This is a genomic window from Pseudomonas sp. Hz4 (genome assembly GCF_054898165.1).
In genome coordinates this window covers 4,470,980-4,496,686 of record NZ_CM142719.1, presented here as the reverse complement: position 1 = coordinate 4,496,686, position 25,707 = coordinate 4,470,980, and the positions used below count along the sequence as shown (strand labels likewise).

Below are 25,707 nucleotides of genomic sequence, written 5' to 3'. Positions count from 1 at the left end.
TGAAAACGCGCACAGGTGTCACATAATCTTGACGACTAAGTTGGCGCCTGCGCAGAAAATTCCTCGCTCAGGCCCTCATCACTCCTGTTTCGGGCCTTTATATGCGTATCAAAGTCCACTGCCAGAACCGCATCGGCATCCTGCGCGACATTCTCAACCTGCTGGTGGAGTACGGGATCAACGTCGCACGCGGCGAGGTCGGCGGTGAGCATGGCAATGCCATCTACCTGCATTGCCCGAACCTGATCAACATTCAGTTCCAGGCTTTGCGTCCGAAATTTGAATCGATTGCCGGGGTGTTTGGCGTCAAGCGCGTAGGCCTGATGCCCAGCGAGCGTCGGCACATGGAACTCAATGCCTTGCTCGGCGCCCTGGAGTTTCCGGTGCTGTCGATCGACATGGGCGGCTCGATCGTCGCGGCCAACCGCGCAGCGGCGCAGTTGCTCGGGGTGCGGGTGGATGAGGTGCCGGGGATTGCGCTGTCGCGTTACGCCGAAGATTTCGACTTGCCGGAACTGGTGCGCGCCAACAAATCGCGGATCAACGGGCTGCGGGTGAAGGTCAAGGGCGACGTGTTTCTCGCCGACATCGCGCCACTGCAATCGGAGCATGACGACAGCGAAGCCATGGCCGGCGCGGTACTCACGCTGCACCGCGCCGACCGGGTCGGTGAGCGCATCTATAACGTGCGCAAGCAGGAGCTGCGCGGTTTCGACAGTATTTTCCAAAGTTCGAAGGTGATGGCCGCCGTCGTGCGCGAAGCCCGACGCATGGCGCCGCTGGATGCGCCGCTATTGATAGAAGGTGAAACCGGTACGGGTAAAGAGTTGCTGGCGCGGGCCTGCCACCTGGCGAGTCCGCGTGGGCAATCACCCTTGATGGCGCTCAACTGCGCCGGTCTGCCGGAATCCATGGCTGAGACGGAGCTGTTCGGCTACGGCCCCGGCGCTTTCGCAGGGGCGAGGGCAGAAGGCAAGCTCGGGCTGCTGGAACTGACAGCGGGCGGTACGCTGTTTCTCGATGGCGTCGGGGAAATGAGCCCGCGCTTGCAGGTGAAATTGCTGCGTTTCCTGCAGGACGGTTGCTTCCGTCGTGTGGGCAGCGATGAAGAGGTTTATCTGGATGTTCGGGTGATCTGCGCGACCCAGGTCGACCTGTCCGAATTGTGCGCGCGCGGCGAATTTCGTCAGGATTTGTATCACCGCTTGAACGTGCTTTCGCTGCACATCCCGCCACTGCGCGAATGCCTCGATGGGCTTACGCCGCTGGTGGAGCACTTCCTTGATCAGGCCAGTCGGCAGATCGGTTGCCCGCTACCGAAACTGGCGCCGGCGGCGATGGAGCGGCTCAGTCACTACCATTGGCCGGGCAACGTGCGACAGTTGGAAAACGTGCTGTTCCAGGCCGTTTCCCTGTGCGAAGGCGGGACGGTCAAGGCCGAGCATATTCGCCTGCCGGATTACGGCGTGCGTCAGCCACTTGGCGATTTCTCGCTCGAGGGCGGGTTGGACGAGATTGTCGGGCGCTTTGAGAAAGCGGTGCTGGAGCGCTTGTACTCCGAGCATCCGAGTAGTCGGCAGCTGGGCAAGCGCCTGGGTGTTTCCCACACCACCATTGCCAACAAACTGCGTGAATACGAAGTCGGTAAAGACAACACCTGACTGATCGTTCCAACGCTCCGCGTGGGAATGCAGCCCGGGACGCTCCGCGTCCCAAGAGCGGACGCAGAGCGTCCATTGAGGCATTCCCACGCGGAGCGTTGGAACGATCAGTGTCCAGGCTGATCCTTGCCACTTACCGGCATAACACCGCCGGTTTTTCGTCTTCGATACATTTCCCCAATCCCCGCAAAACCCCTCAAGTCCCTTGTTTGCCGGGCGCCAGCGCCGCCAGAAAAAAGTTGGTCTGCAAATTGCTTATCGCTTAGCAGTACAGCAGTGGGCGGCAAACGTCCGGCATGCAGAGGAAAGAGTGTGGACAAGTACCTTTATGTGGCAATGACCGGCGCCAGCCAGAATGCACTGGCGCAGAAGGCTCATGCGAACAACCTGGCGAACATCTCCACCAACGGTTTCCAGAAAGACCTGGAGCAGGCTCGTTCGATGCCGGTGTTCGGTGACAGCTTTCCGGCGCGTGCGTTTGCCTTGTCCGAACGTCCGGCCACCGATTTCTCCCCGGGCGCGCTGGTGGAAACCGGTCGAGACCTCGATGTCGCGGTGCAAGGCAATGGCTGGATCGCCGTGCAGAACCCTGACGGCGGCGAAAGCTACGTGCGCACCGGCAGCCTGAACGTCGACGCCCTGGGCGTGCTGCGGGCCGGCAATGGTATGCCGGTGATGGGCAACGGCGGGCCGATTGCCGTGCCGCCCGAGCAGCAAATCGAAGTGGGCGAGGACGGCACCATCAGCATTCGTGCGATGGGCGAAGGTCCTCGCGTGATGGCCGAAGTCGACCGCATCAAACTGGTCAACCCTGACTTCAAGAACATGACCAAAGGCCTGGACGGTTCGATCCACACCAAGGACGGCAAGCCGGCGCAAGCCGATGCCAACGTCAAGCTGGTGTCTGGTTTCCTCGAGTCGAGCAACGTTAATGCCGTGGAAGAAATGACCTCGGTGCTGGCCTTGGCCAAGCAGTTCGAACTGCACATCAAAATGATGAACACCGCCAAAGACGATGACCAGGCCATGGCTCGGGTCTTGCAGATCAGCTAATTATCAGAACGTCGCGCCGTAAAACAGGCGCACGAGGAGAATCGAATGCTTCCGGCTCTATGGGTTGCCAAAACAGGTCTGTCCGCCCAGGACACTAACCTGACGACCATTTCCAACAACCTGGCCAACGTGTCGACCACGGGTTTCAAACGTGACCGCGCCGAGTTCCAGGACTTGCTCTACCAGATCAAACGCCAGCCAGGCGCCCAGTCGACCCAGGACAGTGAACTGCCGTCGGGTCTGCAATTGGGTACCGGTGTGCGCATCGTCGGCACCCAGAAAAACTTCACCGCCGGCAGCCTGCAAACCACCGAGCAGCCGTTGGACATGGCCATCGACGGTCGCGGTTTCTTCCAGATTCTGCAGCCGGACGGCACCACGTCCTACACCCGTGACGGTACTTTCCACCTGGATTCCAACGGTCAGATCGTCAACGCCAGCGGCTTCGCCCTGGAACCGGCCATTGTCATCCCCAACGATGCCCAGACCTTCACGGTCGGTCGCGACGGCACCGTGTCCGTCACCGTTGCCGGCAACCCGGCATCCCAGGTGATCGGCAACCTGCAAACCGCCGACTTCATCAACCCGGCCGGTCTGCAGGCCGTGGGCAACAACCTGTTCCTGGAAACCGCGGCCAGCGGCGCGCCGCAAGTCGGCACCCCAGGCCTGGCCGGTTTCGGCACCACGCTGCAGAACACCCTGGAAACCTCCAACGTCAGCACCGTTGAGGAGATGGTCAACATGATCACCACTCAGCGCGCTTACGAGATGAACTCCAAGGTGATCTCGACCGCCGACCAGATGCTCTCGTTCGTAACGCAGAATCTGTAATCAAGTCTATGAGGCGGCCATGAGGTCGCCTGCAACACCGTGAGGTAGGGTCATGAATCGCTTTGTATCTGTTCTGGCACTGAGTGGGGCCGTCGTGCTCGCGGGCTGCGTTGCCCCGCCGCCCAAGCCCAATGACCCTTACTACGCCCCGGTGTTGCCGCGCACACCGTTGCCGGCTGCCGCCAATAACGGCTCGATCTATCAGGCCGGTTTTGAACAGAACCTGTACAGCGACCGCAAGGCATTCCGGGTGGGCGACATCATCACCATCACCCTGAACGAACGCACCCAGGCCAGCAAGAACGCTAACTCGCAAACCGCCAAGAACAGCAAGACCGACATCGGCCTGAGCTCGTTTTTCGGGGGCGGCCTGAGCACCAGTGACCCCGTGGGCAGCGGTAGCCTGAGTCTGGACGTCGGTTACGAAGGCGACCGTGCGACCAAGGGCGACAGCAAGTCCGGCCAGAGCAACAGCCTGACCGGCTCGATCACGGTGACCGTCGCGGACGTGTTGCCCAACGGCATCATCGCCGTGCGCGGCGAGAAGTGGCTGACCCTCAATACCGGCGATGAGCTGGTACGGATTGCCGGGCTTGTTCGGGCCGATGACATCGCCACCGACAACACCGTTTCGTCGACGCGCGTCGCCGATGCGCGGATCACCTATTCGGGCACCGGTGCGTTTGCCGACGCGAGTCAGCCAGGCTGGTTCGACCGTTTCTTCCTCAGCCCGCTGTTCCCTTTCTAGGTGGCTACGTTGAACTTCAAACACCTGATGGTGGCCGCCCTGTTGCTGTCCGCGGCCTTCAACGCTCAAGCCGAGCGGCTGAAGGACATCGCCAGTATTTCCGGCGTGCGTTCCAACCAATTGATCGGCTACGGCCTGGTGGTCGGGCTTAACGGCACCGGTGACCAGACGACGCAGACGCCGTTCACCCTGCAGACGTTCAACAACATGCTCTCGCAGTTCGGCATCAAGGTGCCGCCGGGTTCAGGCAACGTGCAGTTGAAGAACGTCGCGGCGGTGTCGATCAGTGCCGACTTGCCGGCGTTCGCCAAGCCGGGTCAGCAGGTCGACATTACCGTAGCGTCCATCGGTAACTCCAAGAGCCTGCGCGGCGGCACCTTGCTGCTGACGCCGCTCAAGGGTATCGACGGCAACGTTTACGCGATCGCTCAGGGCAATCTGGTGGTCGGCGGTTTCGATGCCGAAGGTCGCGATGGTTCGAAAATCACCGTCAACGTTCCGTCGGCCGGTCGTATCCCCGGCGGTGCATCGGTTGAGCGTTCGGTGCCGAGCGGTTTCAACCAGGGCAACAGCCTGACCCTGAACCTCAATCGTTCGGACTTCACCACGGCCAAGCGCATCGTTGACAAGATCAACAGCATGCTCGGCCCTGGCGTTGCCCAGGCCATCGACGGCGGCTCGATTCGTGTCAGCGCGCCACTCGATCCGAGCCAGCGGGTCGACTATTTGTCGATCATCGAGAATCTAGAAGTCGACCCGGGTCAGGCGGTGGCGAAAGTCATCATCAACTCCCGTACAGGTACCATTGTGATCGGCCAGAACGTCAAGGTTTCCCCGGCCGCCGTGACCCACGGCAGCTTGACCGTGACCATCACCGAAGACCCGATCGTCAGCCAGCCCGGCCCTCTGTCCAATGGTCAGACGGCGGTCGTGCCGCGCTCGCGGGTCAACGCCCAGCAGGAAGCCAAGCCGATGTTCAAGTTCGGTCCGGGCACCACCCTCGACGAAATCGTGCGTGCGGTGAACCAGGTCGGCGCGGCACCGGGTGACTTGATGGCGATCCTCGAAGCACTGAAACAGGCCGGCGCATTGCAAGCCGACCTGATCGTGATCTGAGGACGACGACCATGGATATGCGCAAGGGCGGTTTGGGTGTCAGCAGCAACGATTCGGGATCCTATTCGGACCTCAATCGTCTGAACCAGCTCAAGGTCGGCGACAAGGACAGTGACGCGAACATGCGCAAAGTTGCGCAGGAATTCGAGTCGCTGTTCCTTGGTGAAATGCTCAAGTCCATGCGCTCGGCCACCGACGCGCTGGGCCAGGACAATCCGCTCAATACGCCGGCCGCCAAGCAATACCAGGAAATGTACGACCAGCAGTTGGCCGTTTCCATGTCCCGTGAGGGCGGTGGTATCGGTCTGGCTGACGTGCTGATGCGTCAAATGTCGAAGAATAAACCGTTGGCCCCCGGCGAGGCCGCTGCCGCGTCAGCCGCCAAGCAAGCTGCCGCGAAAGCCGCCGTGGAAACGCCGATTGCCGCCGGTACGGTCGCCACCAACGGGCCGCTGTCGCGCCTCAATGGCGAGCGTCCGTTGTGGGCTTCGCGTTCGGTGAAGTCGCCGGCAAATGCGGGCGAGGGCGCTCATCACAATGATATGGCGTTGATCAATCAGCGACGTCTGGCGCTGCCGCCGAAACTGGCCGACCGCTTGCTCGCAGGGCTGGTGCCGTCGGCATCGACCACTGCCGCGACCGCCACGGCGGCGCAGAACAACATCCAAATGCCGCAGAGCACCAAGACCGGTGCCGGCCCCCTGTACAACGGCGATTGGCTGGCTTCGCAAACGGATACGACATCCAGCGGGCGCCTGCAGGTTTATGGTCGTGCCATGGCGCAAATACCGCTGGCACCGGCGAAGAAAGCGTTCAGTTCCGCCGACGAATTCGTCAACACCATGCTGCCGATGGCCAAAGAGGCCGCCGAACGCATTGGTGTCGATCCGCGTTATTTGGTGGCGCAGGCGGCCTTGGAAACCGGTTGGGGTAAATCGGTCATGCGCGCCCAGGATGGCAGCAGCAGCCACAACCTGTTCGGCATCAAAGCCAGCAGCAGTTGGAAGGGCGAATCGGCGCGGGCAATCACCAGCGAATTCAGGAATGGCGAGATGGTCAAGGAGACGGCGCAGTTCCGTTCCTATGGCTCTTACAAGGACAGCTTCCATGACCTTGTGACGCTGCTGCAAACCAACAATCGCTATCAAGATGTTGTGAAGTCGGCCGATAACCCAGAACAGTTTGTACGCGAGTTGCAAAAGGCCGGTTACGCAACCGACCCGGACTACGCAAGCAAGATTTCGCAGATAGCCAAGCAGATGACGAGTTACCAGAACTACGCTGCGGCGGGCGCTACCACCACGCCTCTATAGGCATAGCTATAAGGTCTGAACCATGAGTTTGCTCAACATCGGGATGTCGGGGCTGGCCGCTGGCCATTCCTCGTTGGTGACCACCGGTAATAACATTGCCAATGTCGACACCGCTGGGTACTCACGTCAGCAAACAGTGCAGGGCACCAAAAGCTCTATTCAGTATGGCAATGTGTTCATTGGCACCGGCACAACGCTGGCTGATGTCCGTCGGGTGTACAACGGCTTTCTTGATTCGCAACTGCGCACCGCGACCTCGCTCAACAGCGAAGCAGCCTCGTATCAGGCTCAGGCCACTCCGCTGGACGCCACGCTATCTGACACCAATACCGGGTTGACCGGTGTGCTGCAGAAATTTTTCACGTCGATGCAAGGTGTATCGACTTCGGCGACTGACGATACGTCTCGCCAGGCTGTGTTGAGCGGTGCCCAGGCGCTGGCCGCCCGCTTCAATAGCGTTTCCAAGCAGTTGAACGACCAGAACACCAACCTCAACGGCAGCCTGTCGGACTTGGCGTCGCAGGTGAACAAGCTGGCCACTTCGATTGCCAGTCTCAACCAGAAGATCTCCGAACTTTCCACCGGCAGCAGTCAGCCGAACGACCTGTTGGACAGCCGCAACGAAGCGGTGCGTCAACTGTCCGAACTGGTCGGTGCGCAGGTTGTCGAGCGCGACAACAGCTACGACATCTACGTCGGCAGCGGTCAGCCTTTGGTGGTCGGCAACACCACCAACACTCTGGAAACCGTGCCAAGCAAGGATGATCCGTCGCGCGTGGCGCTGCAGATGAACCGTGGCTCCAGCACCATTGACCTCACTTCAGTGGTCACCGGCGGCGAAATCGGTGGACTGCTCACGTACCGCAAGGAAGTGCTCGACCCTTCGCTCAATGAGCTGGGGCGTGTGGCTCTGGTGGTGGCTGATCAGATCAACAGTCAGCAGGCGCAAGGCATCGACAAGAACGGTGACTTCGGCGCGGCGATTTTCAACAACATCAACAGTGCCACCCTGATCAGTCAGCGCAGCATTGGCCAGGCTGGCAACAGCGCGGGTTCCGGCAACCTGGATGTCACTATCAATGACACCGGAAAGCTCACCACCAGCGACTATCAGGTGACGTTCACCAGCGCGACCGACTACAGCGTCAAGCGTTCTGACGGTACCGACATGGGGTCCTTCAACACCGCGACCACGCCAGCTCCGGTGATTGACGGGTTCAGCCTGAAGCTCAACGGCGGCGGGTTGAGCGCCGGTGACTCGTTCAAGGTGACCCCGACTCGTGGCGCTGCGAGCAGCATCCAGGCCGTTCTCACCGACCCGAAAAAAATCGCCGCGGCGGCACCGTTGACTGGCGTGACCAGTGCCAAAAACACCGGCACTTACACCCAGCCGACGCTGACCACCACCCTGGACATCTACAACCCGGCGTCCCAGGCAGAATTGCAGACTGCGCTCAAGTACTCGACGCCCGTCAAACTGGTGTTCGGTGCCGCGAGCGGCGGCAGCCAAAGCTATAACCTGGTCGATGCCAAAGGCAACCCGATGGGCACCGGGACTATTGTTCCGGGTCAGAGCAACACCCTGAACCTGAAAGTGGGCATGGTCGATTCCACGGGTGCCGCGATCATGGACACCAGCGTCGTTCCGCCTGTGCAGAAGACCTTCACCGTGCAAACCACGGTCGGTGCCACACCGACGAGCGGCGAAAGCTTCACGATCAACCTGATCGGTGCGGCGTCCTCGGACAACCGCAACGCTCAATCCCTGGTGGCGCTGCAAACCAGGCAGACCGTGGACACCGGCAGCGCGAGCAAGGGCATCAGCCTGACTGACGCCTATGGCAAGCTGGTGACCAACGTCGGCACCAAGGCGGCCCAAGGCAAGTCTGACAGCGATGCCACCACGGCGATCCTGGCCAACGCCAAAGGTGCCCGCGATTCGCACTCCGGGGTCGACCTGGATGAAGAAACCGGCAACCTGGTCAAGTACCAGCAGTACTACACCGCCTCTTCGCAGATCATCAAGGCTGCGCAGGAAATTTTCAGCACGCTGATCAACAGCCTTTAAGGAGTCGTAATTCATGCGCATTTCCACCGCCCAGTATTACGAAATAACCGCTGCCAACTACCAGCGCAACTTCAACAAGGCGATCGCAACCAGCAACGAAGCCAGTAGCCTGGTGCGCATCAACACCGCCGCCGACGATCCGCTCGGTGCGGGGCGTTTGCTGCAGCTCGGTCAGCAGAGCGCGATGTTGAGCCAGTACAGCACCAATATCAGCACGACCAAAAGTACGTTGAGCCTGCAGGAAACCACGCTGAGCTCCATTGGTACGGCCTTGCAGCGCGCCAAGGAAATCGCCCTCAGTGCCAAGAACGGCATTACCACCGACGATGACCGTAACGCCTACTCGGCGGAATTGAGCCAGATCCAGCAACAAGTGCTGGGCCTGATGAACTCCAAGGACTCGACGGGCAACTACCTGTTCTCCGGTTCGAAAAGCGACACCGCGCCATACTCGCAAAATTCCGACGGCACCTACACTTACAACGGTGACCAGACCAGCATCAACCTGGGCATCGGCGATGGTTTGACGGTGGCCACCAACACCACCGGCTGGGACGCATTCCAGCAGACCATCAATACCAGCCGCACCCAGGCCACCATGACCGCTCCGGCGGTAGATGATGGTCGAGTGGTCCTGTCCAATGGTCAGGTGGGCAGCAGTGCAACTTACGACGCCAAGTTCGCCAGCGGCCAGCCGTACACCGTCAGCTTCCTGAGCAGTACCCAGCTGAAGATCACCGATGCGCTGGGCATTGACGTGACGACCGAGGCCAGCCAGAACGGTGTGGTCAGCAACAGCAACGGCGCCAACCAAGTGGTCAGCTTCCGTGGCGTCGACCTGAACTTGAACATCAACCTCAAGTCGGGCGATGTGGCGGACACGGTTATCGCCGGTCACACCTTCCAGTTGTCGGCCAAGCCGGACACGTTCAATGCCACGCGCAGCGCCGGCAACCCGTCCACTGCCGTCATCACCGGTTCCACCGTGACCAGCCCGGTGGCCTACAACGCTGCGTTCCCGACGGGCGGGGCGATCCTCAAGTTCACTAGCGCCACCGCGTTTGATCTGTACGCGGCGCCAGTGACAGCCAGCAGCCGTCCTGTATCGTCGAGCACCGTGGTGGCGGGCCCTCCCTCCACTGCCACCGCTGCAGGCGTGACGTTTGATCTGAGCGGCGGCGCGCCGGCGGCGGGCGACCAGTTTGTGATCCAGTCCAACAATCACCAGACCCAGAACGTGCTCGATACCCTGGGCAAGATGGTCACTGCCATGAACGTGCCGATTGATGGCAATACGACCGCCAAGCAGCAATTCCTGGCGGCAATGGATTCGGGCCTCGCGAATCTGGACAGCGCCAGCGACCAGTTGGGCTCTGCCATCACCTCGATCGGCGCCCGTGGTCAGTCGCTGGATGACCAATCCACGACCAACCAGAGCCTGGACCTGGCGAACACCGCCACCCAGGGGGCGATTCGTGACTCCGACCCTGCCGAAGTCATGACCCGTCTGACCTTGCAGCAAACCATGCTGCAAGCTGCGCAACTGGCGTTCAGCAAGATCACGCAGTTGGGCCTGTTCAACAAGATCTGACGGCAGTCGGGGCGCGCAAGCGCCCGGTGACCGCTGGCTCTCCAATACCTACTGTCTTTTTCCGCGGTTAATTGGGCTCGCTTTTCTGGGCGAGCTCTCGCCGCCTGCGAGTCCGCCGTGAATTCACTCCCTCTTGTCAGCATTGTCATCCCTGCCATCAATCCGCGCTTTTTCAGTCGTGCATTGCACTCGGCAGTGGCGCAAGGCTACGGCAATCTTGAAATCATCGTCTGCGATGACAGCCGCGGCGACGAGATCAAGACCCAGGTCGATCAGGTGGTGGAGCAGACGGGGGTCGCCGTGCGCTACGTGCGCAATCTGCAGACCCTCGGCCTCGTGGGTAATCTGCATGCCTGTCTAGAGCAGGCCCAGGGCGAGTTCATCAAGTTTCTCTGCGACGATGATCAGCTGTTCTCTTCGTGCATCGAGCGCCAGGCCTACCTATTGACCGCGCGCGCTGAGGTCAACCTGGTGCTGGCCCAGCGGCTGTTCTGGGACGCCGATGATATGCAGCTGCCGTCGCGGCTGGAGAATACGCCGCTGTCGCCGTTGTGCGGGCTGTTCAAGGGTGACGATCTGCTGGCGCTTTTCGAGAATTTCCCGGCCAACATTCTGGGTGGTTTCAGCAACGCCATGATCCGTCGTGCGGATGTGCTGGAGCTGCTTCCGGCGCTGACTCAGGCAGGTCATTGTTTTGTCGCGAGCCTCGATTTTGCCTTGTTCGTGTGTTTGATGCGCCGCGGCAACGTGGTCATTCTCAATCACGTATTGAGTGTCGAGCGCCTGTATCCGGAACGTCTGAGCGGTCAGCAGGCGATGAAGGATGCGGTAGAGTCCGAGCGCGCATGGTTGTTGCAAATGCTCAAGGCCCGTAGTGGCGAATCCGCGCCTGCGCCGGGCTGGGTTCGCTACCTGCCGGTGACGCGGCTCGACGAGTCGCCCCGCGTCTGGGAAGAGCTGCCGCTGACTCGAACCTTGGGGACCAAGCAAAGTACCCAGGAATGGCACGTCGGTATCGACAGTGTCAGCTTTTCTCAGTTGTACGCGCAGTGGCTGACCTGCCGCACGCTGAGCGAACCGCAGCGGCTGCTGTTGCCGGACACCTTGGCGAGCTGGTCCTGGCAGCCGAAGATTGTGCCGATCATCATCGATGAACACGGCAGCCGTTCTGCCCTGGGCCTGACCTTGGAGAGTCTCGCCGGGCAGCTCTATGCACCCGAGTTGACCTTGGTACTGTCCAGCGACTGCACCGAGGCCGAGCTGGACGGCCGCGTTTTCCGTTTGCCGTTGCAGGACGACTGGCAGCAGCAGATCAACGAACTCTTGCCGCAACTGGACGGCGCTGACTGGTTCTATTTGCTGCGGGCCGGGGATCGTCTGGTGAAGCCGGCGTTGCTGATCCTTGCGGAGCGAATCGCCGTCTCGGACAACGTGTCGTGCATCTACAGCGATGAAGGTGGCTTGTTTCAGGGCGAATCGACGGAGCCCGCCTTCAAGCCCGATTTCAATCTGGACCTGTTGCGCAGTTACCCCTATGTCGGGCGAGCGTTGGCGTTCGAGCGTGGACATTTCCTGGCGCTCGGCGGCCTGGATTCGCAGCACGGCGAACTCGCCCCACACGATGTGCTCTGGCGCATGGTCGAGGCGCAGGGGGCAAGCGTCGTCGAACATGTCGCTGAGATTCTGCTGGAGTCGGCGCATAACCTGTCCAAGTGGCTTGCGCTGCCCGAAGTACTAGAAGGCAACGCGCCGCTGGTACAAGCGCATCTGCTGCGCATGGGAATCGACCATGAGATTCAAAGGGGTAATGCACCGCTGCTCAATCGCATCGACTATGTACACGCGAGCCAGCCGCTGGTCTCGATCATCATCGTCAGCAAGGATCAAACGGTTGCCTTGCAGCGGTGTGTCGAAAGCCTGCTGGAAAAAACCGCTTACAACGAATTCGAGTTACTGCTGATCGACAATGGCAGCGAGAGCATCGAGGCCCGTACCTGGCTGGCCGGCATGGCGCAATTGGGCTCTGACCGAGTGCGGGTTCTGGAGTATGCGCAGCAAGGCAACGTCGCCGCGGTACGCAATTTCGCCGTGGGCCAGGCCCGTGGCGAGTACGTGTTGATCCTCAACCCTTATGCGGTGATTACCCATGGGGACTGGCTGCACGAGCTGCTCAATCATGCCCAGCGTCCTGAAGTCGGCGTAGTCGGTGCCAAGCTGTTCAATCCGGACGGTCGGGTATTGCACGCCGGGCTGATTTTGGGCTTGCGCGGCCCGGCAGGCTTGCCGTTTTACGGCGATGCCCTGCATGCCGCCGGTTATATGTTCCGGTCGCAGGTGGCGCAGGATTTAAGTGCCGTGGGCGCCGATTGCCTGATGGTTCGAAAAGCGCTGTTTGATAGCGTCGGCGGGCTGGATGAGCAAGACCTGGCCCGCAGCCTTCATGAAGTCGACCTCTGCCTGCGGGTCGGTCAAAACGGCTACCTGGTAGTCTGGACGCCTCATGCGCAACTGGCGCTCGGTGCCCAACCGGCCGCCAGCGAGCCAGCCGATGAGCAGGCGTTGCAGGGCCAGGAACAAGAGGTGTTCTACAAGCGCTGGTTGCCCATCGTTGCGCGTGATCCTGCCTACAACCCTAACCTGGCGTTGCAGGGGCTCAGCGGTTCGAGTTTCAACCTGGAGCCAGGCTTGCGCTCCGGCTGGAGTCCTTTTTCCAGGCCCCAGTTGCCGAAAGTGCTCGCCTTGCCGGTCAATGCGTCGGCCATCGGACACTATCGGGTGACGCAGCCGCTGATTGAACTGGAAGCGGCGGGCAGGGCGCACGGGCGCATCCACTACAACCTGCCGACCATCATTGAAGTCGAGCGTCTTTCGCCTGACGTGATCGTCTTGCAGGGGCGTTATTCCGAAGGCCCGATCAGTGAAATTCCAAGCCTGCAAAAATACTCCAACGCCCGGCGGATCTACGAGCTGGATGACTTTGTGATTAACGTTCCCCATCGCAATGCGCATATTCGCAATATGCCGGGCAAGGACGAGATGGAGAAACTGGTCCGGCGTGCGATCGGCATGTGTGATCGGGTGGTGGTGTCTACCGAATCCTTGGGCAACGCCTTGTCCGACATGCATCACGACATTCGAGTGGTCCCGAACATGCTGGCGACTCACTTGTGGAGCACGTTGCGCAGCCAGCGTCGCACCTCGAAAAAGCCTCGGGTCGGCTGGGGCGGTGGCACCAGTCACCACGGTGACCTGGCGGTGATTGCCGAGGTGGTCCGCGAACTGGCCAATGAAGTCGATTGGGTGTTCTTCGGCATGTGCCCGGATGACTTGCGCCCGTACATGCATGAGTTTCATGGTGTGATCGGGCTGGATGTCTACCCGGCGAAGCTGGCCAGCCTGAACCTCGACCTGGCGTTGGCACCGCTGGAATTCCATATCTTCAACGACTGCAAGAGCAACTTGCGTTTGCTGGAATACGGCGCTTGCGGCTATCCGGTGATCTGCACCGACACCGAAGCCTATCGCGGCTATCTGCCGTGCACGCGGGTCAAGACCAACTCCACGGATGAATGGCTGCAAGCCATCCGCATGCACTTGGCCGACCCGGACGCCAGCTACCGCATGGGTGATGAATTGCGTGAAATCGTCTTGCGCGACTACAGGTTGCGCGGCGACAACCTGCGTTATTGGGAAAATGGCTGGTTGGCGGACTGACCACAGCAGGCAGCATTTTTCACACACAGACAGGCGACTTTAAAGTCGCCTGTTTTTTTATGCCTGCGCACCACTGATTACAGGCCAATTCCCCCTGTGCGCCGGCACATACCGTCAGACGATAGAGCTGGCGCGTTTCCTGCAAGCCCCCTACATATCGCCATAAAACGAGCACTGGCGGCGTTGTCAGCGGTGCCATGAGCGGCATTCAGCGTTTAATCCAGAAGGCCTGCAAAAGCTTGATACAGCTTGGCTGTGCTCTGTGACGAACAAGAGAGGAAGAGGATGAAGGCAGTTATTTTGGCGGGTGGCCTGGGCACGCGGATCAGCGAAGAGTCGCACCTCAAGCCCAAGCCGATGATCGAGATCGGCGGCAAGCCAATTCTCTGGCACATCATGAAGCAGTACTCCGCGCACGGAATCCACGATTTCGTGATCTGCCTTGGCTACAAGGGCTATGCGATCAAGGACTTCTTCGCCAACTACTTCCTGCATACCTCTGACGTTACCTTCGACATGCGCAACAACCGCATGGATGTTCACCAGAATTACAGTGAGCCATGGCGTGTCACGCTGATCGACACCGGGGAAGAAACCATGACCGGTGGCCGTTTGCGCCGGGCTCGACGGTACGTCGAAGACGAAAAAGCCTTCTGTTTTACCTACGGCGACGGTGTCTCGGACCTGAACATCAGCGCACTGGTGGATTTCCATCTTGACCACGGCAAGCTCGCGACAGTCACTGCCGTGCAGCCGCCAGGCCGCTACGGCGCGCTGAATCGCGATGGCGACAGCGTCCTCGGGTTCACCGAAAAGCCCCGTGGCGACGGTGGCTGGATCAATGGCGGCTTCTTCGTCCTGTCGCCCAAGGTCTTGCCCTTGATCGACGGCGATGAGACGTCGTGGGAGTCCGGCCCGCTGGATGGCCTGGCTGAACGCGGTGAGTTGATGGCGTATCAGCACGACGGTTTCTGGCAGCCCATGGATACCCTGCGGGACAAGAACCACCTCGAAGCGTTGTGGCAGACCGGGGAGGCCCCATGGAAGCAATGGGACTGAGCCCGGAATTCTGGAACGGCAAGCGAGTTCTGGTCACCGGACACACGGGTTTCAAGGGCAGTTGGCTGACGTTGTGGCTGCAAAGCCTGGGTGCCGAGGTCAGCGGGTTTGCCCTTGATCCGACTACCGAGCCGAGCCTGTTTGAATTGGCGCGGGTGCACGAAGGCATCAACGATCAGCGTGGCGACTTGCGTGACCTCGGGGCCTTGCTGGAACTGATCGCTGAGACCCAACCGGAAATCGTTCTGCATCTGGCGGCCCAACCGCTGGTGCGCGAAGGCTATCGCGACCCGTTGGGGACTTACTCCAGCAACGTCATGGGCACCCTCAACCTGCTAGAAGCGATTCGTCAGGTCGGCGGTGTGCGTGCCTGCGTGCTGGTGACTACCGACAAGGTCTACGCTAACAAGGAATGGCTGTGGCCCTACCGCGAAGACGAAGCCCTCGGCGGCCACGATCCTTACAGCAGCAGCAAGGCCTGCTGCGAGTTGCTGGCGCAGTCCTACGCGGCGTCGTTCTTCCCGGCCGACAAACATGCCGAACACGGCCTGACCCTGGCCACGGCGCGCGCTGGCAACGTGCTGGGCGGTGGCGATTTTGCACCGGAGCGCTTGATTCCGGATGTGCTCAAAGCGTGGTCGGCCGACGAGCCCGTGACCTTGCGCTACCCGCAAGCCGTGCGCCCTTGGCAGCACGCGCTGGAGCCGCTGGCCGGTTATCTGCAGCTGGCCGCCGGCCTCTATGAACAAGGCCCGGAATACGCCGGTGCATGGAATTTCGGCCCGAGCGAAGCGGACATGTGCAGTGTCGGAGAAGTGGTCGAACGGCTGGCCAGCCGCTGGCCGCAAGCCCGCGGTTTGCGCATTGAGCCGAGCGATTTGCACGAGGCCGGCCTGTTGCGCCTCGACAGCAGCCGCGCCCGTCAATTGCTCGGCTGGCAGCCGCGCTGGTCGTTGCAGCAGTGCCTGACCCAGACCCTCGACTGGCACTTGGCGTGGCAAAACGGTGATGACATGCGCGCCATTACGCTGGGTCAGTTGAACCTGTACCGAGGTGCGCTGTGAGCGAATTTCTGTTGAGCGCGTTGCCGCTGAACGGCTTGTTCAGCGTGCAGCGCAATCGTTTCGAAGACGATCGCGGACACTTCGCCCGGCTGTTCTGCGAAGGCAGCCTGAGCGCTTTCGGCCAGGCGTTTCATATCTGCCAGATCAACCATTCCTGCACCCGCGCCCGGGGCAGTGTGCGGGGTTTGCATTACCAGAATGCCAACGCGCCGGAAGCCAAGCTGATCACCTGCCTACGCGGTGAAGTGTGGGATGTTGCGGTGGATTTGCGCCCCGATTCCGAGACGTTCCTGCACTGGCATGCAGAACACCTGCGAGCCGGTGACGGGCGCAGCTTGCTGATCCCGGCCGGGTTCGCCCACGGTTTCCAGACCCTCACCGATGACGCCGAGTTGCTCTACCTGCACAGCGCTGATTACGCGCCGGCGCACGAGGGCGGTTTGTCGGTGAACGATCCACGGCTGGCGATTGCCTGGCCGTTGCCTGTCAATAATCTGTCAGCCCGGGACGCCAGCCATCCCGTGCTCGATGAACACTTCGCCGGAGTGCGTCTATGAACTGCCGTGGGTGTGCTACGCCGCTGGCCTTGCCGCTGATCGACCTCGGCACCTCGCCGCCGTCCAACGCCTATGTGCGCGCCGATCAACTGGAGCAGGCCGAGCAGTGGGTGCCGTTGAAAGTGGCGGTATGTCAGCAGTGCTGGCTGGTGCAGACCGAGGACTACACCAGCGCTGACAGCCTGTTCGATGCTGAGTACGCCTATTTCAGTTCGTTTTCCAGCACCTGGCTGGCCCATGCCGAGCGCTATGTGGGCGAGATGGTCGAACGTTTCGATCTGACGGCTGATAGCCGCGTAGTGGAAATCGCCGCCAACGACGGTTACCTGTTGCAGTACGTGGCTGGGCGCGGCATTCCTTGCCTGGGCGTCGAGCCGACCCGTAGCACCGCCCAAGCGGCCCGGGAAAAAGGCCTGGAGATTCGCGAACTGTTCTTCGGTCGCGGCACCGCCGTGCAATTGATCACTGAAGGCTGGGCTGCTGACCTGATGGCCGCCAACAACGTGCTGGCCCACGTCCCTGACATCAATGATTTCCTCGGCGGTTTTGCGACCTTGCTCAAACCGACGGGCGTGGCGACGTTCGAGTTTCCGCAACTGCTGACGCTGATGGCCGGCCAGCAGTTCGACACGCTGTATCACGAGCACTACTCCTACCTGTCCCTGACTGCCGTGCAAACCTTGTGCGAGCGCAATGGCCTGGAAGTGTTCGACGTCAGTCAGTTGTCGACCCATGGCGGTTCGCTGCGAGTGTTTGTCCAGCGCCTCGATGGCGAACGCCGTGATGTGCAACCGGCAGTGCAGCAACAGTTGCAAGCCGAATGGGCAGCGGGTGTGAAAACCGCTGAGTACTACGCGACCCTGGCGCCAGCGACCGAGCGCATCAAGCACGGCCTGCTGCGCTTCCTGTTGCAGGCCAAGGCCGAGGGCAAGCGCGTGGTCGGTTACGGCGCAGCGGCCAAGGGCAACACCCTGCTCAACTACGCCGGGGTCAAGCCGGATCTGTTGGCCTGGGTTGCCGACGCCAACCCGCACAAGCAGGGCAAGTACCTGCCGGGCAGCCGCATTCCGATTGTGTCGCCTGAACGCATTGAAATCGAGAAACCCGACTACGTGCTGGTGTTGCCGTGGAATCTGCTGGATGAGATCACCCAGGCCTTCTCCGGTATTCGTGCATGGAACGGTCGTTTTGTCATCGCCATTCCTGAGTTGATCATTCGATGAGCAGAATTCATTACACCAAGCCCAGTGTCGGTGAGCTGGAAGCGCGTTACGCCCTCGATGCCGTGCAGAACGGCTGGGGTGAGCGCTGCTACGAATACATCACGCGTTTTGAAAAAGCGTTTGCGCAGCACATGGGCGTGCCCTATGCGATCGCTACCTCCAGTTGCACCGGCGCCTTGCACATGGGCATGGCGGCACTGGGCGTCGGCGCTGGAGACGAGGTGATCCTGGCCAACACCAACTGGATTGCCTCGGCGGCACCGATTACGTACCTGGGGGCGACTCCGGTGTTCGTAGATGTGTTACCCGACAGTTGGTGCCTGGACCCCGAGCAGGTACGTCGGGCGATTACCTCGAGGACCAAAGCCATCCTTGCTGTGCACATCTACGGCAATTTGTGTGACATGGATGCACTGCTGGAAATCGGCCGCGAGTTCAACCTGCCGGTGATCGAAGACGCCGCTGAAGCCATTGGCTCGCAATGGCGCGGCCAGCCGGCCGGGTCGCTGGGCGCATTTGGCGCTTTTTCCTTCCATGGCACCAAAACCATGACCACCGGCGAGGGCGGGATCTTTGTCTGCTCGGACAAAGCTTTGTACGAACGTGTCCTGACCCTGTCCAACCATGGACGCGTTGCTGGCAGTACGCGTCAGTTCTGGCCTGATTTTGTTGGCTACAAGTACAAGATGAGCAACCTCCAGGCGGCGGTCGGTTGTGCCCAGATAGAACGGGTCGACGAGTTGATCCAGCGCAAGCGGGCGATCTTCGATAACTACGCTCAAGCGTTGACCGAGTTGCCGGGTGTGTCGATGAATCCGCAGCCGGAACATTCGCAAAACGGTTACTGGATGCCCACGGTGGTGTTCGATGAAACGACGGGCATCACGCGCGAAGACCTGATCGCGGCGTTCCAGGCCGCCAATATCGATGCCCGGGTATTTTTCTGGCCGCTGTCCTCGCTGCCAATGTTCTGTGACGTACCTGTAAACACGCCGGTGGCCTTCGCGTTGCCCGTGCGTGCAATCAACCTGCCGAGCTATCACGACATGACTGACGCGGACCAGCGTCGCGTCATTGATGTTGTGCGCGGTGTTCTTATGCAGAAGGGGAAACTGTGAAAGTCTTTCTACTCGGTGCGGCCAACCCTGAATCGATCCGCATGATTCAAGCGGTACAGCGAGCCACGCCCAACCTGGAATTTGCGTTCCTCGACAATGACCCGGCCAAGCAGGGCACTTTGTACTACGGCGTGCCCGTGGTGGGTGGCCTGGATCGCGTCGCTGAACTCAAGGGCGACGAAGTGCGTTTCGTCAACCTGATCACCGGCAGCACGGCGACCCGCTATGAAACGACCTGCCAGATCGTCGAGGCAGGCGGGCAGTTGGGTAATTTCCTGCACCCCAATATCGACCTGACGATGACCCGCATCGGCCTCGGCAACTACCTGCAAGATGGCGTGATCCTCCAGGCGGAAGTCTCGATCGGCGACAACAGCAGCATTCACATGGGCGCGTTGATCGGCCATGAAAGCCACATCGGCAACTCGGTTTTCATTGCGCATGGCGTGAGTGTCTCCGGTTGCTGCGAGATCGGCGACGGCACGTTCATAGGCACCAATGCGAGCATCTTGCCGCGCACGCGTATCGGCCGCTGGGTGACGATCGGCGCCGGAGCGGTGGTGACCAAGGATGTTGCGGATTATGCGGTCGTGGTGGGCAACCCCGGCAAGATCATTAAGTCCAATCCTGATTCCTTTCAAGACGGTCGGGTTTTCAAGTAACCACCGCGGCTATTTTCTGGAGAGTGTGTGATGAATCCTCATGAGCAGTTTCGTGAAGAAGTAAAAGAGAACATCGAAGGCCTGCAACAGGACAAAGCCCTGCAAGCCTCATCGCAGGACTGGATCAGTACGACGGCCAAACACAAGTACACCTACAATTTCAGCTGGATGGGCCGCCCGATTATCCAGTTCCCCCAGGACATGGTCGCCATGCAGGAGATCATCTGGTCGCTGCGTCCGGACATCATCGTCGAAACCGGTATCGCCCACGGCGGCTCCCTGGTGTTTTACGCCTCGATGCTTGAACTGATTGGCCATGGCGAAGTGCTGGGCGTTGATATCGATATTCGTCAGCACAACCGCGAGGCGATCGAAGCGCACCCGATGTTCAAGCGGATCGAAATGATCCAGGGATCGAGTATCGCCCCGGCCATCGTCGATCAGGTTCGCCAGCGTATCGCCGGTAAGAAAGTGCTGGTGGTCCTGGACTCCAATCACACCCACGAGCACGTACTCGAAGAACTGCGGGCCTACGCGCCGATGGTCTCGGTGGGCAGCTATTGCGTGGTGATGGATACCGTGGTCGAAGACATGCCGGAAGACGCCTTCCCGGATCGTCCTTGGGGCAAGGGTGATAACCCGAAAACCGCCGTGTGGGCTTACCTGGAAGAAAACCGTGATTTCGAAATCGACCAGGCCATTCACAGCAAATTGCTGATCACCGTCGCGCCGGATGGCTACCTGCGTCGCATGCGTTAATCAACAACATCGTCGGGTTCTTTCGGCTACTGGCCGGTTGTGGGGAAGTTTATGCAAGGCAAGAACAATTCTGAATACGGGTTGGCACTCAACGAACAGTTGACCGTGGTGCTGATATCTCACGAACGGCCGGCGTTTCTGCGCAGGGCGGTACGTTTTTACAGCAGCTTGCCTTGCAGGATTCTCGTATTGGACTCTTCGGTTGATGCTCAGCCGGGCATGGCGGGCCAATTCCCGAATGTGGATTATCAACACCTGCCGCAATACGGTTACTGGGGCATTCGGGCCAAGCTGGCTTATGGCGTAGAGCAAGTGAGCACGCCGTTCATGGTGTTCGCCGCCGACGATGACTTCCATGTGCATGACGCCTTGCAAGAAGCCGTCGCGTTCATGGCTGCCAACCCTGACTACAGCCTGTGCCATGGCTACAGCATGATGTACCTGACATTGCCCAACAGCGTCAGCTATTACCGGCGTGACAAGAAAGTCTGCGAAGACTATGCGTCGGACGATGCCGAGGCACGTGTGCGGGACTATTTGTATCAGTACCTCCCGCCGTTTTATGCCGTACAGCGCACGGCACTGTTGAACGACTGGTACAACGTCGTTCCGCACGAGACGAGTTTCCAATGGCAGGAAGTCGGTCACACCTATTACATGCTGGCGCGGGGCAAGGCGCGGATTCTGCCGATCGCCTATGTGGTACGTGAACTCAACTATGAGCACTCCGATCACAAAACCGAGATTTTCCACTCGCTGGCGTATACCGACACCAAGTCGGTCGCCGAGCGTGAAGCCTTTGCTGGTTTCCTGGCCGGGTTGCCGACGCAAATCCAGGACCTGGACCCAGAGCAGAGCAAGCAGTTTGTACTGCAAAGCTTCGAAGCCCTGACCGACAGCTTGCGCACCGGCCGTGCCCTGACCGCCGAGCTGATCTTCGAATCAGGCTGGATTAATGTCGACGCGGGCCCGCAGCGCCGTTTTGGTCCCAAGCAATACGTCGAAATGCCTTTCTACAATCAGGCGTTTTTCGATCAGTTGACCCAATTCGAGTTCCTGCTGCACGCCATGCCGGCCGGCCGTGTTCAGTTGAAAGGCCTGGAAGGCATCTGGACTCGCCAGCAGGACCTTATGCAAGCGCGCAACAACGACACGCCCGAAAGCGTTGTCGACCGCTTGTGGCAGGCCCACGACAGCAATGTGTTCAATCGCGCAGTCATCAAGCGCTTGGCGGCGCAACTCGATAGCCTGGGCGAGGACGAGGAAGCGCAGAAGCTGAACGCCTGGAACGCGCGGCTGGAGGCGGTGTCCCTCGATGACAATCGCCAGATGTTCGACAAGATGCTGTCCGGTCGTTTACTTCAGTGGCTGGCGCCGCGCGAACCGGACGCCGAACAGGCCGAGGCAATCGCCCGGCATCTGGCGGCCAACGACGGCGGACCGCAGTTTGGCATTCTCTTGCTCGACCTGGACAACGACGTCGACAAATTGCAGGTCACCCTTGATAGCCTGCTCGAAGGTCACAGCAAGGCGTTCAAAGTGGTGGTCTTCACCACCGGTGAGCCGCCAGCGGCCACCACCGCGCAAAACTTGCTGCATTTTGTTCGCGTCACCCAAAGCAACTATGTCGACAAGCTGAACCAGATCGCCCGTCAATCGACCAGCGACTGGCTGCTGCTGTCCGAGGTCGGGGAAGCCTTTACCGCCGGTGGCCTGTTGCGCGCCAGCCTGGAGCTGTTGTCGGCCCCCGACATCCGCGCCGTGGCCACTGACGAAATCCAGCGCACCGCCGAAGGCGCGTTGGTGGATGTATTCCGTCCGGGCTTCAACCTTGATCTGCTGCAAAGCCTGCCAGCGCTGATGGCGCGGCACTGGTTGATTCGCAAAGACGTGTTCAACGAAGTCAGCGGTTATCAGGCCGACTTCAGCAAGGCCCTGGAATTCGACCTTCTGCTGCGCATCATCGAGCAGGGTGGCCTGAGCGGTCTGGCCCACCTGGATGAGCCATTGTTGATCACCCGGGCACCAACGCTCGAAGAAAATACCCATGAACGCCTGGCGTTGTCGCGCCACTTGGGCAACCGTGGCTACAAGGCCAAAATCAGCTCGGCAGTGCCGGGTACTTACCAGATCGATTACCGCCACACCGAACGTCCGCTGGTGTCGATCATCGTTCCAGCCGGGGATGATCTGCCTGCGCTGCAACAGTGCCTGCAAGGTGTGCTGCTGCGTACCCGCTACACCCGATACGAAGTGCTGATCGCGGTAAACCCGCATCAGTCGGCCGTGGTCAACGACTGGCTGGGTACTTATCAGCATGCCAAGGTCCGCGTGCTGCACGCCGACCGGTCACTGAGCGACACGGCGCTGTACAACGCCGCCAGCCAGGAAGCGCAAGGCGAGTACCTGGTGCTGCTGGCCGCGGACAGTGAATTGGTCAACCCGAACTGGATCGAATCGCTGCTCAACCACGCCCAGCGTCCGGAAGTGGGCATCGTCGGTGCCAAGCTGGTCGATCACGACGGTAATGTCACCCAGGCCGGTCTGATTCTGGGATTCAATGGCGGCGTTGGTTCGGCCTTCGTTGGCGAACGCTATGACGCTGACAGCAGTTATCTGCAGCGGTTGGTGCTGGAACAGAACTACTCGGCGGTGTCGAACGCGTGCCTGATGGTCCGCAAAGAGCTGTTCGACGCCCTCGGTGGCCTGGATGACGTGACATTTGCCGAAGGCTTGAGTGACGTCGATCTGTGCCTCAAGGCCGGTCGGGCCGGCTACCTCACCGTGTGGACACCGCTGGTCCAGGTCGTTCATTCGGGCGTGGTGCCACAAGGGCCGCAGGTGCTCGACGCCTTGCGTGAAAAATGGGCCGCCGCGTTTGCTCAGGACCAGGCCTATAACGCCAACCTGGCACTGACCGGCAAGGGTTTCGTCCTGGGTGAAACCGCCCCGGTGGACTGGGCGCAGTTGCTCGCATAAGCCTGGATGACAGGTATAAGGACTCAAGGCATGTTCAACGGTAAATCGATTTTCATCTCGGGCGGCACCGGTTCGTTCGGGCGCAATTTCATCCGCCACTTGCTGGAGCAATACCAGCCCAAGCGGGTGGTGGTGTTCTCGCGCGATGAGCTCAAGCAGTACGAGATGCAGCAGACGTTCAATGCACCGTGCATGCGTTATTTTCTCGGTGATGTCCGCGATGCCGAGCGTTTGCGTCAGGCCATGCGCGGCATCGATTACGTGGTGCATGCCGCGGCCCTGAAACAAGTGCCAGCCGCCGAGTACAACCCGACCGAATGCATTCGTACCAACGTCAACGGCGCGGAAAACATCATCGCAGCGGCGATCGACAACGGCGTCAAGCAAGTGGTCGCGCTGTCCACCGACAAGGCAGCCAGCCCGATCAACCTGTACGGTGCGACCAAGCTGCTGTCGGACAAACTGTTCGTGGCCGCCAACAACATTGCCGGCGATCAGCAGACCCGGTTTGCCGTGGTGCGCTACGGCAACGTTGCCGGTTCGCGAGGCTCCGTGGTGCCGTTCTTCAGCAAGCTGATTGCCGAAGGTGCGACACAGCTGCCGATCACCGACGAGCGCATGACGCGCTTCTGGATCACCCTCGATCACGGCGTGCAGTTCGTGCTCGACAGCTTTGCCCGGATGCATGGCGGTGAAGTATTCGTGCCGAAGATTCCGTCGATTCGCATTGTCGACCTGGCGCTGGGCATGGCCGAGCACTTGCCGCACAAACACGTGGGGATTCGTCCGGGGGAAAAACTCCATGAGCTGATGGTGCCGTTGGACGATGCGCGCATGACCCTGGAATTCACTGATCATTACACGATCCAGCCGTCGATCCGCTTCACCAGTGTCGATGTGGATTTCGCCGTGGACAAATTGGGCGAACACGGCAGGCCGGTGAGCGAAAATTTCGAATACCGCTCCGACACCAACCCGCACTTCTTGTCGGTGGGGCAGATCGCTGACCTGCACGCCCGGTTGTCGGCATGATTCCTTACGGTCGGCAAAGCCTCGATCAGGCGGACATCGACGCGGTAGTCGCCGTGTTGCAGTCCGACTGGCTGACCCAGGGGCCGACCATCGAGCGTTTCGAACAGGCAATGGCCGAACGCTGCCAGGCTGATTTTGCGGTAGCGGTCTGCAATGCCACGGCGGCGTTGCACATCGCTTGCCTGGCGGCGGGGCTCGGGCCGGGTGATCGTTTGTGGACGACGCCAAACACCTTTCTGGCCTCGGCCAACTGCGGTCGTTATTGCGGCGCCGAGGTGGATTTTGTCGATATCGACCCGCTGACCTGGAACCTCGACGCCTACGTGTTGGCCTCTAAACTTGAACAGGCCGAGCGCGACGGCACGCTGCCGAAAGTCCTGGTGGCGGTGGCGTTCTCCGGGCAAAGCTGCGACATGCGCAGGATTGCCGAACTGGCCGAGCGTTATGGTTTTACGGTCATCGAGGACGCGTCCCACGCGGTCGGCGCGTCCTATGCAGGGCGGCCAGTGGGGTGTGGCGAGTTCGCGGCGATGACGGTGTTCAGCTTTCATCCGGTGAAGATCATCACCAGTGCCGAGGGCGGTATGGTGTTGACCCATCGCCCGGAACTCGCCGAGCGTTTGCAACGCCTGCGCAGCCATGGCATGACCCGCGACCCACAGCAGATGACAGAACCCAGCCACGGCCCCTGGTACTACCAACAAGTGGAACTGGGCTTCAATTACCGCATCACCGACCTGCAAGCGGCCCTCGGCCTGTCACAGCTGGACAAGCTCGATGACTTCATCGAGCGTCGGCGTGAACTGGCGGCACGTTATGACCGCTCGCTGGCGTACTTGCCGCTGACCCTGCCCAGTCCTCAGCCTGAGGCGCAATCGGCTTGGCATCTGTATGTGGTGCGCCTGCAACTTGAACGTATCAATCTCAGTCATCGACAGGTTTTCGAAGGGTTGCGGGCCGCCGGAGTCGGCGTGAACCTGCACTATATTCCGCTGCATCTGCAGCCGTACTATCGTGATCTGGGGTTCGCCGAAGGTGACTTCCCGCAGGCCGAACGTTACTACGCCGAAGCCATCAGCCTGCCGCTGTTTCCGTTGCTCAGCGATGCACAGCAGGATTACGTGGTCGAGCAACTGCGACGGCTGACCGAATAAATGCC

19 protein-coding genes are annotated in these 25,707 nt (G+C 60.4%); all 19 read left to right on the top strand.

The genetic code is table 11. From position 1 onward, the window contains the following. Nucleotides 1-101 precede the first annotated feature (101 nt). The 19 genes from ACYZTR_RS20495 (at nucleotide 102) to pseC (ending at nucleotide 25,702) form a co-directional block, all read left to right on the top strand. Nucleotides 102-1,661, top strand: a complete 1,560-nt coding sequence (locus ACYZTR_RS20495; RefSeq protein WP_461973526.1) for a sigma-54-dependent transcriptional regulator — start codon at nucleotides 102-104, stop codon at nucleotides 1,659-1,661. Between the two features lie 312 nt (nucleotides 1,662-1,973). Further along, nucleotides 1,974-2,714 carry a flagellar basal body rod protein FlgF gene (locus ACYZTR_RS20490; protein WP_008146778.1) on the top strand — a complete coding sequence of 247 codons (741 nt, stop codon included), beginning with the start codon at nucleotides 1,974-1,976 and terminating at the stop codon, nucleotides 2,712-2,714. A gap of 45 nt (nucleotides 2,715-2,759) precedes the next feature. Next, complete coding sequence (gene flgG / locus ACYZTR_RS20485) at nucleotides 2,760-3,545, top strand: flagellar basal-body rod protein FlgG (RefSeq protein WP_461965232.1); 786 nt, start codon at nucleotides 2,760-2,762, stop codon at nucleotides 3,543-3,545. 52 nt (nucleotides 3,546-3,597) lie between these two features. Then, complete coding sequence (flgH, locus tag ACYZTR_RS20480; RefSeq protein WP_149418667.1) at nucleotides 3,598-4,293, top strand: flagellar basal body L-ring protein FlgH; 696 nt, start codon at nucleotides 3,598-3,600, stop codon at nucleotides 4,291-4,293. A 27-nt stretch (nucleotides 4,294-4,320) separates the two neighbouring features. Next, nucleotides 4,321-5,409 carry a flagellar basal body P-ring protein FlgI gene (locus ACYZTR_RS20475; RefSeq protein WP_461979816.1) on the top strand — a complete coding sequence of 363 codons (1,089 nt, stop codon included), beginning with the start codon at nucleotides 4,321-4,323 and terminating at the stop codon, nucleotides 5,407-5,409. Nucleotides 5,410-5,420: 11 nt separating this feature from the next. Continuing rightward, nucleotides 5,421-6,722, top strand: coding sequence for a flagellar assembly peptidoglycan hydrolase FlgJ (gene flgJ, locus ACYZTR_RS20470; protein WP_461973525.1), 1,302 nt, complete (start codon nucleotides 5,421-5,423; stop codon nucleotides 6,720-6,722). Between the two features lie 22 nt (nucleotides 6,723-6,744). After that, nucleotides 6,745-8,790: a flagellar hook-associated protein FlgK gene (flgK, locus tag ACYZTR_RS20465; RefSeq protein ID WP_461973524.1), complete on the top strand. Its 2,046-nt coding sequence runs from the start codon at nucleotides 6,745-6,747 to the stop codon at nucleotides 8,788-8,790. 13 nt (nucleotides 8,791-8,803) lie between these two features. Further along, nucleotides 8,804-10,381 carry a flagellar hook-associated protein 3 gene (locus ACYZTR_RS20460; RefSeq protein WP_461973523.1) on the top strand — a complete coding sequence of 526 codons (1,578 nt, stop codon included), beginning with the start codon at nucleotides 8,804-8,806 and terminating at the stop codon, nucleotides 10,379-10,381. Between the two features lie 117 nt (nucleotides 10,382-10,498). Continuing rightward, nucleotides 10,499-14,095: a glycosyltransferase gene (locus ACYZTR_RS20455; protein ID WP_461973522.1), complete on the top strand. Its 3,597-nt coding sequence runs from the start codon at nucleotides 10,499-10,501 to the stop codon at nucleotides 14,093-14,095. A gap of 285 nt (nucleotides 14,096-14,380) precedes the next feature. After that, entirely contained in the window at nucleotides 14,381-15,154 is a 774-nt protein-coding gene (rfbF, locus tag ACYZTR_RS20450) for a glucose-1-phosphate cytidylyltransferase (RefSeq protein WP_461973521.1), read from the top strand. Next, on the top strand, nucleotides 15,136-16,218 hold the full coding sequence (rfbG, locus tag ACYZTR_RS20445) for a CDP-glucose 4,6-dehydratase (RefSeq protein ID WP_461973520.1): 1,083 nt from the start codon (nucleotides 15,136-15,138) through the stop codon (nucleotides 16,216-16,218). The genes rfbF and rfbG overlap by 19 nt, the downstream gene beginning before the upstream one ends. Further along, nucleotides 16,215-16,775, top strand: coding sequence for a dTDP-4-dehydrorhamnose 3,5-epimerase family protein (locus tag ACYZTR_RS20440; protein WP_461973519.1), 561 nt, complete (start codon nucleotides 16,215-16,217; stop codon nucleotides 16,773-16,775). Before rfbG ends, ACYZTR_RS20440 begins: the two co-directional genes overlap by 4 nt. Then, nucleotides 16,772-17,998, top strand: a complete 1,227-nt coding sequence (locus tag ACYZTR_RS20435; protein WP_461973518.1) for a methyltransferase domain-containing protein — start codon at nucleotides 16,772-16,774, stop codon at nucleotides 17,996-17,998. The genes ACYZTR_RS20440 and ACYZTR_RS20435 overlap by 4 nt, the downstream gene beginning before the upstream one ends. Continuing rightward, entirely contained in the window at nucleotides 17,995-19,116 is a 1,122-nt protein-coding gene (locus tag ACYZTR_RS20430) for a DegT/DnrJ/EryC1/StrS family aminotransferase (protein WP_461973517.1), read from the top strand. Before ACYZTR_RS20435 ends, ACYZTR_RS20430 begins: the two co-directional genes overlap by 4 nt. Continuing rightward, nucleotides 19,113-19,778 (top strand): DapH/DapD/GlmU-related protein, encoded by a 666-nt coding sequence (locus ACYZTR_RS20425; RefSeq protein ID WP_461973516.1) that lies wholly within the window; start codon nucleotides 19,113-19,115, stop codon nucleotides 19,776-19,778. Before ACYZTR_RS20430 ends, ACYZTR_RS20425 begins: the two co-directional genes overlap by 4 nt. Before the next feature lie 30 nt (nucleotides 19,779-19,808). Beyond that, nucleotides 19,809-20,537 carry a cephalosporin hydroxylase family protein gene (locus ACYZTR_RS20420; protein ID WP_461973515.1) on the top strand — a complete coding sequence of 243 codons (729 nt, stop codon included), beginning with the start codon at nucleotides 19,809-19,811 and terminating at the stop codon, nucleotides 20,535-20,537. 51 nt (nucleotides 20,538-20,588) lie between these two features. Next, nucleotides 20,589-23,516, top strand: a complete 2,928-nt coding sequence (locus ACYZTR_RS20415) for a glycosyltransferase family 2 protein (RefSeq protein WP_461973514.1) — start codon at nucleotides 20,589-20,591, stop codon at nucleotides 23,514-23,516. Between the two features lie 30 nt (nucleotides 23,517-23,546). Continuing rightward, the gene (gene pseB, locus ACYZTR_RS20410; RefSeq protein WP_461973513.1) at nucleotides 23,547-24,548 is read left to right on the top strand and encodes a UDP-N-acetylglucosamine 4,6-dehydratase (inverting); all 1,002 of its coding nucleotides are present in this window, start codon (nucleotides 23,547-23,549) and stop codon (nucleotides 24,546-24,548) included. Further along, on the top strand, nucleotides 24,545-25,702 hold the full coding sequence (pseC, locus tag ACYZTR_RS20405) for a UDP-4-amino-4,6-dideoxy-N-acetyl-beta-L-altrosamine transaminase (RefSeq protein WP_461973512.1): 1,158 nt from the start codon (nucleotides 24,545-24,547) through the stop codon (nucleotides 25,700-25,702). The genes pseB and pseC overlap by 4 nt, the downstream gene beginning before the upstream one ends. The last annotated feature ends 5 nt before the right edge of the window (nucleotides 25,703-25,707 follow it).

Bases quoted from the DNA above. Each gene is read 5' to 3' on its own strand.
- ACYZTR_RS20475 (WP_461979816.1), top strand. From the start codon at position 4,321: ATGGTGGCCGCCCTGTTGCTGTCCGCGGCCTTCAACGCTCAAGCCGAG.
- ACYZTR_RS20430 (WP_461973517.1), top strand. From the start codon at position 17,995: ATGAGCAGAATTCATTACACCAAGCCCAGTGTCGGTGAGCTGGAAGCG.
- flgJ (WP_461973525.1), top strand. From the start codon at position 5,421: ATGGATATGCGCAAGGGCGGTTTGGGTGTCAGCAGCAACGATTCGGGA.
- flgK (WP_461973524.1), top strand. From the start codon at position 6,745: ATGAGTTTGCTCAACATCGGGATGTCGGGGCTGGCCGCTGGCCATTCC.
- rfbG (WP_461973520.1), top strand. From the start codon at position 15,136: ATGGAAGCAATGGGACTGAGCCCGGAATTCTGGAACGGCAAGCGAGTT.
- ACYZTR_RS20415 (WP_461973514.1), top strand. From the start codon at position 20,589: ATGCAAGGCAAGAACAATTCTGAATACGGGTTGGCACTCAACGAACAG.
- pseC (WP_461973512.1), top strand. From the start codon at position 24,545: ATGATTCCTTACGGTCGGCAAAGCCTCGATCAGGCGGACATCGACGCG.
- ACYZTR_RS20460 (WP_461973523.1), top strand. From the start codon at position 8,804: ATGCGCATTTCCACCGCCCAGTATTACGAAATAACCGCTGCCAACTAC.
- ACYZTR_RS20435 (WP_461973518.1), top strand. From the start codon at position 16,772: ATGAACTGCCGTGGGTGTGCTACGCCGCTGGCCTTGCCGCTGATCGAC.
- rfbF (WP_461973521.1), top strand. From the start codon at position 14,381: ATGAAGGCAGTTATTTTGGCGGGTGGCCTGGGCACGCGGATCAGCGAA.
- flgH (WP_149418667.1), top strand. From the start codon at position 3,598: ATGAATCGCTTTGTATCTGTTCTGGCACTGAGTGGGGCCGTCGTGCTC.
- ACYZTR_RS20420 (WP_461973515.1), top strand. From the start codon at position 19,809: ATGAATCCTCATGAGCAGTTTCGTGAAGAAGTAAAAGAGAACATCGAA.
- pseB (WP_461973513.1), top strand. From the start codon at position 23,547: ATGTTCAACGGTAAATCGATTTTCATCTCGGGCGGCACCGGTTCGTTC.
- flgG (WP_461965232.1), top strand. From the start codon at position 2,760: ATGCTTCCGGCTCTATGGGTTGCCAAAACAGGTCTGTCCGCCCAGGAC.
- ACYZTR_RS20495 (WP_461973526.1), top strand. From the start codon at position 102: ATGCGTATCAAAGTCCACTGCCAGAACCGCATCGGCATCCTGCGCGAC.